This is a genomic window from Candidatus Uabimicrobium amorphum (assembly GCF_009002475.1).
Taxonomy (GTDB): domain Bacteria; phylum Planctomycetota; class Uabimicrobiia; order Uabimicrobiales; family Uabimicrobiaceae; genus Uabimicrobium; species Uabimicrobium amorphum.
This window is the reverse complement of sequence record NZ_AP019860.1, coordinates 600,364-616,212: the sequence shown is the minus strand read 5'-3', so window position 1 is coordinate 616,212 and position 15,849 is coordinate 600,364. Positions and strand designations below refer to the sequence as shown.

The 15,849-nt window shown below is 37.6% G+C and carries 11 protein-coding genes; 4 read left to right on the top strand and 7 right to left on the bottom strand.

Annotated features, from left to right (window positions below):
* Positions 1–4: 4 nt before the first annotated feature.
* Positions 5–1,489 (top strand): hypothetical protein, encoded by a 1,485-nt coding sequence (locus tag UABAM_RS02150; protein ID WP_151966350.1) that lies wholly within the window; start codon positions 5–7, stop codon positions 1,487–1,489.
* 121 nt (positions 1,490–1,610) lie between these two features.
* Here UABAM_RS02150 and UABAM_RS02145 read toward each other — a convergent pair whose 3' ends face one another.
* The 3 genes from UABAM_RS02145 to UABAM_RS02135 form a co-directional block, all read right to left on the bottom strand.
* Complete coding sequence (locus UABAM_RS02145) at positions 1,611–2,108, bottom strand: leucine-rich repeat domain-containing protein (RefSeq protein WP_173013088.1); 498 nt, start codon at positions 2,106–2,108, stop codon at positions 1,611–1,613.
* Positions 2,109–2,220: 112 nt separating this feature from the next.
* Positions 2,221–2,823: a leucine-rich repeat domain-containing protein gene (locus tag UABAM_RS02140; protein ID WP_151966348.1), complete on the bottom strand. Its 603-nt coding sequence runs from the start codon at positions 2,821–2,823 to the stop codon at positions 2,221–2,223.
* A gap of 69 nt (positions 2,824–2,892) precedes the next feature.
* A complete protein-coding gene (locus tag UABAM_RS02135) occupies positions 2,893–3,138 on the bottom strand; it encodes a helix-turn-helix domain-containing protein (RefSeq protein ID WP_151966347.1) in 246 nt (81 codons plus the stop codon).
* Between the two features lie 120 nt (positions 3,139–3,258).
* On the opposite strand from UABAM_RS02135, the gene UABAM_RS02130 reads away from it, so the two are divergent.
* The 3 genes from UABAM_RS02130 (at position 3,259) to UABAM_RS02120 (ending at position 9,820) form a co-directional block, all read left to right on the top strand.
* Positions 3,259–4,938, top strand: coding sequence for an RNA-binding domain-containing protein (locus UABAM_RS02130; RefSeq protein WP_151966346.1), 1,680 nt, complete (start codon positions 3,259–3,261; stop codon positions 4,936–4,938).
* Positions 4,939–5,375: 437 nt separating this feature from the next.
* Positions 5,376–8,078, top strand: a complete 2,703-nt coding sequence (locus UABAM_RS02125) for a serine/threonine-protein kinase (RefSeq protein ID WP_173013086.1) — start codon at positions 5,376–5,378, stop codon at positions 8,076–8,078.
* Complete coding sequence (locus tag UABAM_RS02120; protein ID WP_151966344.1) at positions 8,075–9,820, top strand: serine/threonine protein kinase; 1,746 nt, start codon at positions 8,075–8,077, stop codon at positions 9,818–9,820. Before UABAM_RS02125 ends, UABAM_RS02120 begins: the two co-directional genes overlap by 4 nt.
* Before the next feature lie 33 nt (positions 9,821–9,853).
* Here UABAM_RS02120 and UABAM_RS02115 read toward each other — a convergent pair whose 3' ends face one another.
* The 4 genes from UABAM_RS02115 to UABAM_RS02100 form a co-directional block, all read right to left on the bottom strand.
* Positions 9,854–11,476 (bottom strand): hypothetical protein, encoded by a 1,623-nt coding sequence (locus tag UABAM_RS02115; protein WP_151966343.1) that lies wholly within the window; start codon positions 11,474–11,476, stop codon positions 9,854–9,856.
* Positions 11,477–11,562: 86 nt separating this feature from the next.
* Positions 11,563–12,447, bottom strand: a complete 885-nt coding sequence (locus UABAM_RS02110; RefSeq protein WP_151966342.1) for a hypothetical protein — start codon at positions 12,445–12,447, stop codon at positions 11,563–11,565.
* A gap of 145 nt (positions 12,448–12,592) precedes the next feature.
* Positions 12,593–15,349 (bottom strand): VIT domain-containing protein, encoded by a 2,757-nt coding sequence (locus UABAM_RS02105; RefSeq protein ID WP_151966341.1) that lies wholly within the window; start codon positions 15,347–15,349, stop codon positions 12,593–12,595.
* The gene (locus UABAM_RS02100) at positions 15,349–15,738 is read right to left on the bottom strand and encodes a MerR family transcriptional regulator (RefSeq protein ID WP_173013085.1); all 390 of its coding nucleotides are present in this window, start codon (positions 15,736–15,738) and stop codon (positions 15,349–15,351) included. Before UABAM_RS02100 ends, UABAM_RS02105 begins: the two co-directional genes overlap by 1 nt.
* Between the last annotated feature and the right edge of the window lie 111 nt (positions 15,739–15,849).

Genomic DNA, 15,849 nt, shown 5'->3' with positions numbered 1-15,849 from the left:
TTCTATGACCGAACACATAACTTTATTTGTTATTTTTCCACTCATATTTACCTGCCTTTTTTCGCAAAATAGCTGCAAAATAGAGTCCATTATTACCGGAGATTTTCCTGTTGGAGAACGGATTGCCATTGAGGTTTTTACACTAAACGGAAAAGATACTCGCGAACATATGTTTGCCCCGGGAGAGTACACTTTGGAGATCGTCCAACCAGGATACTTTAGCCTTAAAGAACAGATTGTCATTCCCGCAAACCAAAATCCTTTTTTGATAGAAAGGGTACTCGTTACAAGACAACGCAAAGTGAGTGTTAAGGTCCATTACGATGTTCCCCCACACAAAAATAGTATTCCTTGCGAAATATCGCTGCAAACGCTACAAACAGATAAGGTAATTCGCGTAAAAAAAGGATTGTTGTTAAAACCCAACATTTACCTTCTCACCATAAAAAAAGAAGGATATCATACGCAACAAATAAAAAAACACATCTGGCCAGATAACCGTCCATTTATTACTGATGAGACTTTAATATCGCGCCATGTACCACTTGCATTTGATATTGAGGGTAGCGTTACGAATCGATTACATGTTACAGTACGCGATACAACGCGAAATATTCCCCTTGTTGTTAAAGACGGAGACAAGGTCAAACCAGGAAAGTATCACTTAATGATATCACAGAAAAATTACCAACAAATCTCACGTGATATACACATTTTTCCCACGGAAAACAATTTTATCATCAAAGAAAAACTAGAACCCCCAGAAAACGTTGCATCGACACAATTGTCACTCATATGTACAGATGAAAACAAAAATGTCCAAATTCCTCACCAAGTCCTTGTCAACGGACAGCACCTAAAGCAACAACAATTTTCAGAAGGGCAAAAGCTTGAAATTTTGGTCAAGTTTAAAAACTACGTTACTCATAAACGCACAGTTTTCTTTTCTTCAGCAAATAGTATCGAAATTCCGTTGCAAAAACTACGTAAGTACGAGCTTACCCTCCGAAAAAAACATCAGGTGATTGATGGCATTACCTATCCATATGTGTTTTATACCGATGGCAAAAAAGTAGAGAATCACCACATAAAGTTAGAAGAAGGTAAAGGTCGCTATTATTATACACTGCAAATAAATCCACGGGCAAATATACTCGATATGGAAGCCGGGTATTTTCACAACAGAAGGTACCTAAAACGATTTCGTGGACCATGGAGCGATGACAAACCCGACAAGATTGTCACTTCGAAAATTGTCGACCATTTGCAAAAAATACAAACGACGAACGGCCCCGAGGCTTCTCTAAAAGCCCTCAAAAAATTTTTAAAAAGTTACCGTTCGCGAAAATTGCTGTGCCAGCAGAATATAGAGCAGTTCATTCAATACGTAAAAGGCCTCAAAAAAAATAACGCACAACAACACCAACAAGCCAAGGCCATCATCGACAAATTACATCGCCTAAAAGCATTCAATGACAAGGCAAAGTAGGATTCATAATTCTGTGTTTACTGGAATAGGATAGTGGCACATAAATACGCCAAATATGTTTGGTGATCGGTAAATATTTGATGCTCCATACGATAAGTCTGATTTTACGGAAAGCTAAGACCTATCTTTTGTTGATTTTTCGAGGATTTCCATCATATATATTGCATTTGGGTAATCGCTTTTTTAATGCTTTTTTTTGCGCGAGGCCAATTTTCGTACCTATCAAATAAATTCCCCGGAGGTTATGTAAATTACTAATCTCTAGAGGACGGCAACTCAAGTTTTCATTCATCTCTAAAGATAATTCTTCTAGAGAGTAAATATTGCCTATTTCACGAGGAAGTTTAACTATATCATTACCATGCAAATATAAGTTTGTTAAAGAAGAAAGATTACCTATTTCTTCTGGCAACTTTTTGAGCTTATTGAGGTCTAGATTTAAGATTTCTAAACGAGAAAGTTTACCTATTTCTTCTGGCAACTTTTTGAGTTTATTGATGCCCAGATTTAAGGTTTCTAAAAAAGAAAGATTTCCTATTTCTTGTGGAAGACTTGCTAAAATGTTCCCACCCACAGACAAATATTTGAGAGAAGAAAGATTGCCTATTTCTTTTGGCAACTTTTTGAGTTTATTCGTATTTCCAAAGTAAAAATAGTCATTTTTATTTTGAAGTTTTAGTGATTGAAGGGAGGAAAGATTTCCTATTTCCTTTGGTAATGTTATGAGTGCATTAATTAATTACTTTGAGCTTGGGAGCATCAATATCAAAACCTCGTATTTGATTTGAGTGCGCATATAAATATTCAAGAGAAGATAATTTATTTAATTCTTGGGGAAGTGATGTAATTTTGTTGTTACTTAAAAATAAATATTTTAGAGAAGATAGGTTGCCTATTTCTTTTGGGATACTTCTTAAATTATTGTTACTCAAAGATAAATATTCGAGAAAAGATAAATTGCCTATTTCTTTTGGAATACTATGCCAATTTTTAAAAGATAAATCCATGTACGTTATATGAAATTTGCGCAAATGACATATATCTCTTTTTTGTATAGATCTAAACTTGGCATGGTAGGCATCCCACATAACAACAACATATATTTTCGATAGTTTTGATTTGAAATTTGAGTTTATTTTTACCTGATCTTTGTGCCGTGGAATAACGACATAAAAAGTAATAAACTTTTTCCACGAAAAGTAGCCAAAATACAAGCTGTTATTGTTTCCGTATTGCATTTGTATGTCGTTTTTAATACCTTGCCAAAATAAAACGACTCGTAAGGTAAAAACTAAAAGTAACAATATTGTTATTTTTATAAACGTTTTATTCAACAAATCGTCCTCCTTGCTTCTGCTTCGGCAAGTAACATAGTTTTTTCTATGGCGTTAAATTTTGCAGAGCTAGAATTTCTTGTTGTCTGTTGGCTCTAGTGTTATGGGTGTGCTAGGATTAAAAAAATCCCAAGACACGCCAAAAATTCTACATATTTTTACCAGTTGATCTATTGTGACCATATTTCGACCTGATTCCCAGCCAGAAACGCACTGTTGACCACACCCTAACCTATTGGCAAGCTCTATTTGCTTCATATTATGAAAACGTCTTAGCGTGAGAATTTTTAGGCCTATTATTTTTTTTATATCCATTTTTATCCCCTATTTTTTTTTACCATAAAAGTAGCAAAAATCAAAAAAGAATTTGAATACTATTTAAAATGGTATAAAATACAAAAAATAGTCTTAATCGTTAGCAGAGAGAATTGGACAGTGAACAATACAGAAGCAAAAAAGAAATTAGATGAACTAATTTCCTTACCTGAAGAAACAGAGTGGCTTGAGTTTAAGCGCAATAATTCAAGTCCTGATAAAATAGGCGAATATATTTCCGCTATTTCAAACGCGGTTACTCTACATCAAAAAAAAGAAGGGTATATCGTTTGGGGAATTGAAGATAACACAAAAAAAATAGTTGGAACAAATTACAGCTTTCGCAAACAAAAAATAGGAAACCAAGAACTTGAAAGTTGGTTGTTACAACTACTTACACCCAGAATTGATTTTGTAATACAAGAATTCATATATGATAATAAAGCAATTGTTATGTTGATCATACAACCGGCAAAACATATGCCTGTGCGATTTAAAGGAGAAGAGTTTATTCGAGTAGGAAGTTGTAAGAGAAAATTAAAAGACTTTCCAGAAAAGGAAAGAAAACTTTGGCAAATTCTTTCGAAGGAAGATTGGTCAGCACAAATTTGTAAAGAAGCAACTGTTGCAAATCTTGATAGTAAAGCGCTTTTATTCGCTAGAGAACAATACAAGGAAAAAAATAGCAAACGGTCTTTAGAAATAGATCAATGGGATGATACTACATTCCTAAACAAAGCTAAGGTATGTATCAACGGACAAATAACAAATACAGCTCTTTTACTATTAGGAAAAGAAGAGTCTGAGCATCTATTAACACCAGCCCTTGCAAAAATTACTTGGATTCTTAAAGATGTACATGGTATCGAAAAAGATTACCAACACTTTCATCCCCCATTACTTTTAGCCGTGAATCAAGTTTTAAACAAAATACGCAATTTAACTATTCGAAAGCTACCCAGTGGGACGTTATTTCCCATCGAGATAACTCAATATGATCCTTGGGTTATTAGGGAAATGCTTCACAACTGTATCGCTCATCAAGATTATTCACTATCTGCTCGCATTAATGTTGTTGAAGAATCAGATTCTGTACTGTTTACAAATTTAGGAAATTTTATACCTGGTTCCGTCGAAGTCGTTATCCGCCAAGATGCGCCGCAAGAGCAATATAGAAACCCATTTCTTGCCCAAGCAATGGTTAATTTAAATATGATTGATACTATTGGTAGTGGTATAAAACGCATGTTTTTACTACAAAAAAAGCGCTTTTTTCCCATGCCCGATTATGACTTGAGTGAACCTCAACGTGTAAAAGCGCGCGTATTTGGCAAAATAATAGACGAAAATTACACAAATTTGCTAATTAAAGAAACCAACCTTGACCTTTTAAATGTAATTTCTTTAGATAAAGTACAAAAAAAGCGAAAAATATCCAATGAAGAATTCAAATCTCTCAAGACACTTAAATTAGTAGAGGGAAGACGTCCAAATCTTTTTGTTTCTGACAAAATTGCTGCTGTTACAGGGAAGAAGGCTGCTTATATTAAACAAAGAGCTTTTAACAAAGCACATTATGAAAAAATGATTATTTCCTACTTAGAAAAATTTGGAGAAGCAACACGAAAAGATCTCGAGGAACTTTTAATAGATAAAATTTCCGATGTTCTCAATAATAAGCAAAAAAAGAATAAAATTGCATACATACTACAACAAATGAAAAAAGCAAACACAATCTACCCGACCGGTGCAAACCGCTGGACAACATGGCGGTTGTGCCTGAAAAAAAAAGAAAGATAATTGTTCATCAAGAAATACGTCTATGTAATTTTATGTTGAAAAAATTCAATTACATAGAGAAATATACCTAGTTTTGAAGGGCAGTAATACTTAAGTCTTCCATTTACAGGTAAATACATCTATGTAATTTTATGTTGAAAAAATTCAATTACATAGAGAAATATACCTAGTTTTGAAGGGCAGTAATACTTAAGTCTTTCATTTACAGATAAATACATCTATGTAATTTTAGATTAAAAAAAATTCAATTACATAGAGAAATCCACCTAGTTTTTGAGAACAGTAAGCATGTCATGGGCGAAAACTTGCCACTATCTTGTGAATTTGTATATCCTCGTTTTACGAACTAAAATTGTTTATTTTGCTACATTACAAATAAAATCGTAACAAATGACTCATTACAGGTGTTTGTAGCACAGATGAAAAGGGAACCACCTATGGATAACAACACCTTAGTAAAAATCATCACATACATCGGTATTATTTCTCCACATGAATTGCAGCGCCACTTACAAGAATGTGCTCAGGAAAATCTGGGGCAATACTTTTTGACAAAAAAGATTTTGTCTCCGCAAGAACTCGAATTTGTCTATGAAACGTCACGTCAACCACAGGCACAAAAGCCGCATATTGGACATTTTTTCGTACAGCGCAAGATAGCCGAAGGTGGCATGGGAGTTATCTACAAGGCTTACGATCTTAGGGCAAAGCGTATCGTTGCTTTGAAGGTTTTAAAGCAAGTGCAAAATTCTGTGGCGCGATTTCAGCGCGAAATGCAAGTTCTATCACAAATACATCATCCGAATATCGTCACTCTCTACGGAATACATTGCATAAACAATATCACTTTCTACTCCATGGAATACATCGACGGGCAAACGCTAGAGCAAGTTTCTGATTTATCTTTTTACAAAATAGCTCAAATAATGATGCAGGTAGCTAGCGCTGTGCATTTCGTGCATCGTTTGGGAGTCATTCATCGCGATTTAAAGCCGTCGAACATTATGATTTCCAAGGATATGACGCCAAAAGTAATGGATTTTGGCTTGGCGAAAGAGCAATCGGTGTCAAGTGAACTTACCAAAAGCGGTGTTTTTATCGGTACGATATATTATGCTTCTCCGGAGCAAATAAAAGGAGAGCGCTTGGGGATAAGAACAGATGTCTATTCATTAGGAGCGACGCTATATACGCTGCTTGCAAAAAGAACGCCGTTTGTTGCTGACTCGATTCACAAACTCGGACGGCAAATCATCGAAGAACCATGTATTGCACTACACAAAATTAACAAGAAAACTCCGCGAGCTTTGTCGATGATTTGTGGTAAGGCACTGGAGAAAAACCAGCTAAAACGCTATCGAAGTTGTGTGGCACTGGCCGATGATCTACAACGCTTTATAAGAAAAAGACCGGTAAAAGCCGGAGAAAATTATCTAAGTTATGTTTTATGGAATTCCCTGCGAAAAATGGCCAAGCCTATTATAAAAATTTCCCTTTTTAGCATGGCTGTTATCTTGGCCTTTTTTGTGATTGAATCTTGGCAAAGTTACACGGAAGAAAAACGTCGCGAAAATACACGAAAAGAATACAATAAACTTATGCGAGAAACAGTTACAGCAGAGCAAATAAATTTAGAAAAATTGTCTTTTGATATATCTCCCCAGGTTGAATTTACAATGAACAACATGATTTTTCAGTGTGTAAAAGCACGCAACTTATTACAGCAACTTGCCAGTGATCCCAAAGTGCAAATAGACTCACATCAACAGCTCTACATCATTGAAAAACGCATTTCATTGTTAGCACTCGCGGTAAATAACTTTCTCCTAAGCCGTACATCGTTATTGCGCTGTCAAAATTTGGACAACACCAAAGATTTAGCTTCTTATTTTGAAAAGCTTGATCAACGACGTATACAGTTTGCCACATATCCGCAAAAAAAACTTGCCGCTATTCTCAAAATTTTACAACAGGAGCCAGAGTTGGCCGAAGAAGAATTGCGCCTATATTCTTCGGAAATTGCACGAATGAGCGATGATGTCGACGTTAAAATTGTCGCTCTTCTTCATTCAAAAGAACCTATCTTACGCCAGTTTGCCGCAGAAGTATTGGGAAAAGCGCAAACTCCGCGGAAAAAAGTACAGGACAAAGACCACTGTGAGTGGCTGCTGTGGCTTTTAGAAAAAGAACAAAATAGTGAAGTCATTATGAGTTTGGTTTGGGCACTAGGACGTTTACAGGATATCCGCGCGTGGAAACCTGTGGACAAAAAATTGCACAAATATAAATTTCGGGGATTACAAGTACATTTACGACTTCCTATTATGTGGTTGGCACAAAAACGCAAAGTGCTAGAGGATAATTTCAAAAACCCCGAGCAATATTTACGGGCAGCGTATTTTTTTTCTTCTTTCCGCCGCGACCACAACAAAGCCATTTCCATATGTGAAAAATACTTACAACTCAAAAACCTCACCCCACAACAAAAACTACGTGGGCAGGAATACATGGGATATATATACCTTCAAATAGAAGAAAATGAAAAGGCTATTGAGCTGTTGGAGTCACTGATCGCACCTCATGAAAGATTGATGAAAAAAAGTAAAAAAGGTGATCGGAAATGGATTAACGGTCTAGCGCGCGTTTACGTTAATATTGGATCTGCTCTAATCGCGCTATACGAGAAAAAACCACAAATGGAGTACATGACCAAAGCTATCGCCTGTTTTAAAAAATACATTGAATTGGCTCCTGGATGGCCAGGAGCAGAAAGAAACCTTGCTGACGCACATAAACTCCTCAAACAATATGACAAAGCATTAGAATATAGTGCTTTAGCTTTGGAAAACTCCAAAGGGAACGATATCGAAGCCTACTATAGCTATTTGCAAAGAAGTGTCATTTACACGGAAATGTCACAATATAAAAAAGCTCTTGCAAATGTAAACCTCGCATTAAAAAAATCTCCCAAATCTGCAGATGCATTTATACAACGCGCCACGTTGTATCAAAAAATGAACAACTACTTACAGGCTTACAACGACTGTTCACAAGCACTTCGTTTGGAACCACAACATCACAAGGCCAAAGAACTGCGCACACTTTTGGATTTCGAATTGAGTAAAGAGAAAAGAAAATGACACAACACATTGGACCTTACAAAATTATAAAAATCCTTGGCAAAGGAGGAATGGGTGTTGTATACCAAGCTCTCGACACACGCGTAGAGCGCGTGGTTGCGATTAAACTTCTCCACAGCAATGTCGACACGAATTCGGTAAAGAGGTTTGTCCAGGAAGGACAACTAATGGCGCGGTTACGCCATCCCAGAGTTCTCAAACTTTACGAGATCAACCGTTTCCAAGACAACGTCTATTTAGTCATGGAGTTTGTAAAAGGCAAGACATTGACACACTACATTGAGGAACGTTCTTTTGACCACAAACAAACATGTGAGATTTTTGGCCAAATAGTCAATGCTATGCAGTTCATTCATAGTGCCGGAATTATTCATCGCGACTTAAAACCTGATAACATCATGATTGATGCACAAGGCCACGTTAAAATAATGGACTTTGGCTTAGCGCGTTTTGTCAACGACGATAAACAGTTGTCGAAAAGTGGCATGATTCTCGGCACTCTGCATTATATGCCACCAGAACAAGCGGAAGGACATTTAGAAAAAGTCGATGCACGTAGTGATGTGTATGCCCTTGGGGCGATTTTGTACCAGATGTTGACGTACCAAAAAGTTTTCACTGCCAGCGGTATCGTGCAGATGGTATGTTTGATTTGCGAGCAACAACCCAAACCTCTCAGAGAAATTAATTCCAAAATCGACGAAGATTTACAGTTCATTTGTTTGAAAGCGTTAGAAAAAAAACGCGAAAATCGCTATCAAAGCGTGGGGGCTTTAGAAGATGATATCGGGAAATTTATCAACGGCGAAGCCATTGACACACAAAACGTGCGCGTCACAAAACTGCTGTGGTCGCGTCTTCAACAACACAAGCGTCATGTACTCATAACGATTGTTTTTAGCGCTATTGTTATCTCTCCATTTATTTATAATTCCATGCAAGAAAGTCGTAAAAACTATGGGGAAATACAGAATTTGCATACGCAAGCTCAAGGAGTATTGCAGCAAATTTCTGACAAAGAAGTGCCCACATGGACGATGCAAATTGAAAAAATACCCAATGTTGAATACCTTCTATCTCTTTATGTTGAAGCGGAAACTTTTTTAGCCCGTGCTTACTCTCTTGATGCAAGTTATGATGACGTAAACGCCGATCTTTTCAACGTACAGCGCAGTATTTGTATACTGGCAACTCTCAGTAAAAATTATGCGGTAAGTCGATTTTATCTACAGTGTTGCAAAGAACTCGATTACTATGCGGCTCGGAAACTAGAAGAAAAGATAACGCAACACGAAAACAAAATACGCTTATTGCACGAAAGAGAGATCGACAAAATTTTGCAGTCTTTGAAAAAAGAGCCTGAACCAGGAGAGCTAGACGAATACATTTTCCAGGGAGCTAGGTGGAAAAGTTCTTACTCTGTCAGAAAACTGTTACCATACATTTCTTCTTCGATTTCATGGCAAAGGTATTTCGCCATACAAGTACTCGGAAGCTTAGGCGATTTACATACTTCCTACAAAGAAAAAAATAGCGGCCAGTTATTACAGGCACACTTGGAGACGCGGAAAATTCCCCAAGAAATCGATGAAGCGAAGATGATTATTTGGGCGCTGGGAAAATTACGCTTTAAAGATGCTCTCCCCTCTGTCGAAAAAATCCGCCAACAATTTTCCCCCACAAGCTTGTTGCGTAAAGAGACACAACGACCATATGAATGGCTAACAGATAAAAGTAAGTAAGTCATTATCATTTGTTTTCAAAATGACGCAGTCCTAGTCTCCCGAATCAATAGATACGTCATTTTGTTGCGGTTCCTCGGCATCAAAGACCGGCAAAAGGTACGCGGCTTTAAAATGAAAAGAACCTTTGACCTTGACGCGTAATTGCCAAAAACGCGCACAAGTACTAGATATTTCAAAACCCATATCTTCCGGTAATGTAAAACTGATGGCAATGCTATCGGCGTTGTTGGGTACGTCTTTGATGACGCAGCGATCACTGTATAGCTGACAAACATGCATTATGTAGCTTGTTCCATCATCGCTACTGCTGCTTTTACATTCATATGCACTTTCCTCTATGCATTGCAAACAAAAAGCGACTTGTGCAACTTCGCGTAAGTTTTCATGTTGCCAGCGTAGATGAACCTTCTTTCCACTGATAAACGGATACGATTCAAAGTGTAAGAAAGTATTCTTTTTTGCATAAGTATTCTTTTTATGTTTGTACATAAGATGCATAATACAAATAAATATGACGCCCCCAATAAACGTCGCGGTCCTTTCAAAATACTCGTCGTTGGCACTATATGCAATGAGTAGAAATGAGTAGCAAAGGTATATGACCATCAAATTCGCAAAGCCGTAGTTCATAAAAGGAATTTTACTTGCACGAACTCCTTTTTTTGTCCAGGGATATTCACGTTCAGATGCGCCAAAGACACTTTTGCGTTTGTCATAAATATGAAGTATACCGGCAATAATAAGGCCTCCCAGCCCAATAAAAAAGCTTCGCGAAAAACGATTGTCAACGATAGAAAAATTCACACTTGTCGCCAAACAAATGCAACTCACTCCAAAAATAAAAATGGACATCGCTGTTCTCACAGTATTCTTTAAGAATACGGCCTGGCTTTCGGTATTGTTTTGATAGCAATAGAGAAGATCTGTCTCACGGTTGATTTGGTGATGTATATTGTCGTCGTAATACGCAGTAGGCTTTTTGTATAGTTGTTGTTCTTGCTCTTGGGCTATTTCTTCTGCGGTTTTATACTCAATGGGAAGGAAATACGTGGTGCGAAAATTGCCAAAAAATTTGTCGCCATAAACATCGATTTGCCACCGTCCAGGAAACTGATAGATGTTATAATTTAAGTCTTCACTGGGCATTTGAAAAGAAACAGGTTGTCCATTATAAACACTTCGAAGAACGATAGAATCTTCGTAGGTCATCGCGCCGGTTACATCCGTGTAACGTAGATAAACGCTTAAGTCTTTGAAATGTTGTTTCGAAAACTCCAAGTTTCCTTCTAGCGAACCATGGGAGAAAATGGGGAGTTCACGAATATGTAGGAAAGTGTCACCATATTTACGAAAAAGCATGACTCTTTGCAAAATCATGAACGGCATTATCAATACAATTGCCGCAGAAATGGCCACACATAAAAAGATCATCACTTGTAATGGTAGTACGGTATCCATACTGCCTCGGGTAAAAAACGTATGCAATACCCATAATGATCCGGCAAGTGCTATGATATCATGTAAAACGTTACGTCCATAACAGCCTTTTATTTTTGTATTTTCATATAACTGGAAAGCTTGTTGTGGTATAGGGCAATGGCGCAAACTGTTCATGAAATACATACTGCGCTGCGTTGATATTTGATGTTCCATATTATTTTACCTGCTGATTTGAATCGTGTTGTATCACAAAGTTCGTAATACAACACAATGTTTTAATGTTTGGCAAAGTTTGATGTTTACTCTTGTTTGTCAAACCACTCTTCCACTCTTGCGGCGATTTCCATGTAAATTGCCAATTCTTCCTCTGTTGTTTCCATACCGCCATTGTCGCCAACAGCCCTGTTATCGTTACTCCATGGAAGTAGTTCGTTCCATAAATCTTGTGCATCATCTGGGTCGACAAACACATCTTTGTTCAAACGAACTTGTCCAAGTCCTTGACCAAAAGGACGTGCAGAGTATCTTAGATTTTCATTAAAATATTGCTTCTTTGCTTCTTCATTGTCTAACTTATTTATTTCTCGTTGTAGCTCTTTTGACTTATCAATACCTATTTGTACGTTGGGAAGAGCTTCAGATTTGATTGTTTTTAAAAAGGTCTTCAGGTATTTTTTCTTAGCCTTAAGTTGCTTTTTGGTTTTTTTAGGTGTTTTTTTACAAGCCTTAGCAAACTCTTCTGCTTGTTTGGCAATTTTTCCGACATACTTTATAAAATCTTTCAGCTGTGGTTCAGTCTTCTTTAACTCTTTTGCTGCTTTTTCTGCTGTTTTTTGTAATTTTGTGGCTAGGTCTGCTGTTTTTTTCACTCTCTTTAAGTGTTTTTCAGCTAGTTTGGAATATTCTTCAAAGCCATCCATATTTTTTTTAAAAGTCGGACTGTAATAGGTATCAGGGGCTAAATATTTGATCTTTATCGTATCGTACTTTTTTTTCAACTTCGCCATATCTTTGCCGATCCCTGTCTTTGAGATACTCACTTCTTTTCGTTCTTCTAAGTAGTTACTTTTCACTAATATGTCTGGGTATTTGGGAAGAACTTGGTCTTTCCAAGAAATATCTGCATTTGAAAACCCTATGACAACGAAAAAACATACGAAAACGCTTAAAAGAGATTTGTACATAATTTATATCCTTATGCTGTTGATGACATACAAAGTTAAGTTGGTTTGTATATGTAGAATATTACATCGGATTGTTATTTTACCATATTAGTTCGCGTATACAGCATAACTAAATGATCAACAACGAATAGATATCTTGACATTTCTATGCTTTGTACTTGGTAATCTTGAGTAATTGCTCTTTTGTTGGCAAAGGAAAAACTTCTAGCCGATCGGCGATACGGGCGATGGCTTTTAGTCTGGGGTGGCGAGAACGCGGTGCAAGAAATGGGTTAATACTTTTAAAACCAATCAACATTTCCTCATTGTCGGCAACGGCCATCATGTGAAAAGATTCGTTGGGGTGCAATTGTTTGTCATTGATAATCACGATGACATGTTCCACAATTTCGGTAATTTCCGCACAAAACGTCTCCGAATAGTGAAGCTGCTTCGCTAAGGTAGTGATCGAGGATATTAGAGCCGATTTGTAGATGATGTGACTCGGAAATTTCACATCTAGTACATAAGAATCGACACGTGCATACACAGTTTTCTGTCCAGTGTTATCTACATTCATATAACTCGAACAAGAGATGCACTTGTAATTTCCTACAGTGGGAAATTCTAAACTGCGTCCACAGACGGTACAGTTTGTTATATGCGGAAAAGTAACAGCAGGTCGCGGTTGAGCACTAGTTGCTCCATCGTAGGAAAGTGTGAGACCACCACCAAAGTTGTCTGTTGCGCGAAGAGAGTCTTCACTCTGTGGTGGAGTAAAAAATTGTTGTAGGCTATTTTCACTAGGTGTGGGAATCTCCATTGTCGTGACAATCCCGCGAAAATCGCGCGTAAGCTGAACGGGAATTTCCCGTAGTTGAGGCTCCTGCACGCTTTTGTGTTTGTGTGTTTTTACGGCGATAAAACTAGTGGCGCTTGTCAATATATGAAATTGTAGGCCTATTTCGCGAATTTGTTGTTCGCGATTGTCCAACTCTAAAATTTCACAGTATTTTGCCGCCCACAAGGTGGGAATAACTTTATTTTGTTTGCGATTGACTACATTTGCCGTCCATTGTAGCCTTTCTTCCCCGACTGTTGCAGACAGGATCGCGGTTTTTCCCACACGCCCCTTGTATATACGTGCATACAAAGTTAGACTATCTCCCTCGAATATGGCCGGCGTTTCGGGAAGTTCAATCTCTGCACCTTTTACTTCAAGTGTGGCGTTGTGTAACATTGGACCACCGATACGTGCCAGTTGTCGTTCCACTTTTTCGCGAATACTTTCCGATGTATTGATCATCTCCCCCGAGCCGTGCGTTTTTTGTGGTAGTCTCTTCACAAAATCTTGATTGGCACTATAGCCGACTCCAAAGACAAACACGCGAATATCACTTTTGTGCATTAAAGCAATCGCATCTGTGGTGTCGTCTATGTGTCCATCGCTAATGACGATCACATTGCGCGAAGAAGCACTGTTTTTTGCACAAACATATTGCAATACTTTAATGAGTTCCTTGTTCCCCATATTGGCGTTGAGGGAATTTACATGCTCGATGGCTTGGCGCATATTTGTTTCGTTAAATGCGACACTTTTTGGCTGAAAAAGTGAAAAAATAGAGCCAAAAGAAATGATGTTAAACGTGTCTCCATCTCCGAGCAATTTAATACAGCTACACAAAACTTCTCGGGCAATGGCGATGGAACTTCCTTGCATAGAATCGGAACAATCTATCACAAAAATCATTTCTTGCGGTGGAGTGTCCGTGAAAATATCCCACTGTGGATACATACGTGCAACAAGAGCACGCACTCCGTTTGGGTGCTTGGCAACTAGGCATACAGGCTCATGCAACTGTGATGGTGTCAAATGTAAAATGAAGTCACGATCCAACGCGGTTTTCTGTTGAAGCTCAACCACAAAATTTTGATCTTCATTAATGAGCTTTATTTTGTGTGATGGAGAAGAGATGTCGCGAACCGTATCTTTGGCAACAGTGACTGTTATTTGTACATCATATGGTGCGTTTGTTGTGTATGTAGTATCTATGGACTGCTGTAAGGATGTCAGGGTTTTTTCCTGACAAGAGTAACGCGGACACAATGTTGTGGGAATTTGCATTTCGATTTTGTTGTCGACACATGGAAGCTCTGCAATGGCGTGTATGGTGACGAACACTTGTTGACCAGGTAAGATATTCCCCACGCAAATTGTAACGATATCCTCGGCTTCTTGTTCTAGCATATAAGCGGCATTTCCTTCGGAAAGCGCATCGTCATATAATGAAAAAGCCATGGCATTTTCTTCCACTTTCCCGCGAAAAATTTTGTTGTGCGTTTCTATTTCAAAAGCGTAAATTGTCGCTGGGCAAGGAAAACGATATATTGCTTCGATGGGAAATTGCTCGTCGTTTACATAACATTGCTTTAGTGTGGTGTGTGAGGTGATGTCGTCAATAGTGGCATGTATTTCTATTTTTTGTAACGCAACTAATTTTTGTTGTGAATTACTGATAAATAGAGCATAAGAGGATGGTTGTGTATTTTGTGTTTCTAGTTGCGATTGCTCTATTTGTGACACAGCCTCTTTTTTTGTTGTCGGTTGAAATAGAAAAGAAAGTCCCATGTCTTCTATAAACGTAGCGATTTTATCGCTACAGTTGATTATTTTTATATCTCCCCCATTGTCCTGGCATACATCGATCCATTTTACGAGAAGACCTAGACCTGTATCATTAAGTTCGTCTAGCTGTGTAAAGTCGAGAATAAAGTGATATGTTTTTTGATTGGTGTGTTGTAAAAACACTTTTTGCAATTGCTCTGAATTTACTTTGGTAACAGTACCTATGAGCTCTATAACAATGACAATTGTTTTATTTTTTAATGTCTCACGTTGTTGTTGTAAAAGTAACTCAGGCATTAACCATCCCCTTTTTTGCTTTGTACCAAGTCGAGGATAAAGTTTTCTATTTTTTTTAGGTCTGCGGCATCTAACGCTTTTTCGCGAAAATGTATTTCGATAAACTCTGCTACTTGAAATCGCTCCCAACGTGTTGTTTGTACAAGTGTGTTCGTATCTGTGTCTGTAACAAGTGCTTTTCCATTAAGAATATTTTTTATTTGTAGAAGAGGTATGCCCTGCTTTGACCATTTCTCAATATCTTTTAAAACTTTAAGATGCTCATCTGTATAGAAAGCTCCGCGACTTGAATCGCCTTGTGGAGGCGGAAGTAATTGTTTTTGGATATAGTAGCGAATGGTTCGCCGCGTAAATCCACTTAGATCTGCTAATGTTTGGATATTGTACATTGCATCTCCTTTTTTGTAAGAAGGAGAACAAAAAAAGGCTCTTCGCAAAGAACCTTTTTTTATTTTCATAGTATTTATTTACAACAAATTAGCGACAGTTGCAATAAAATT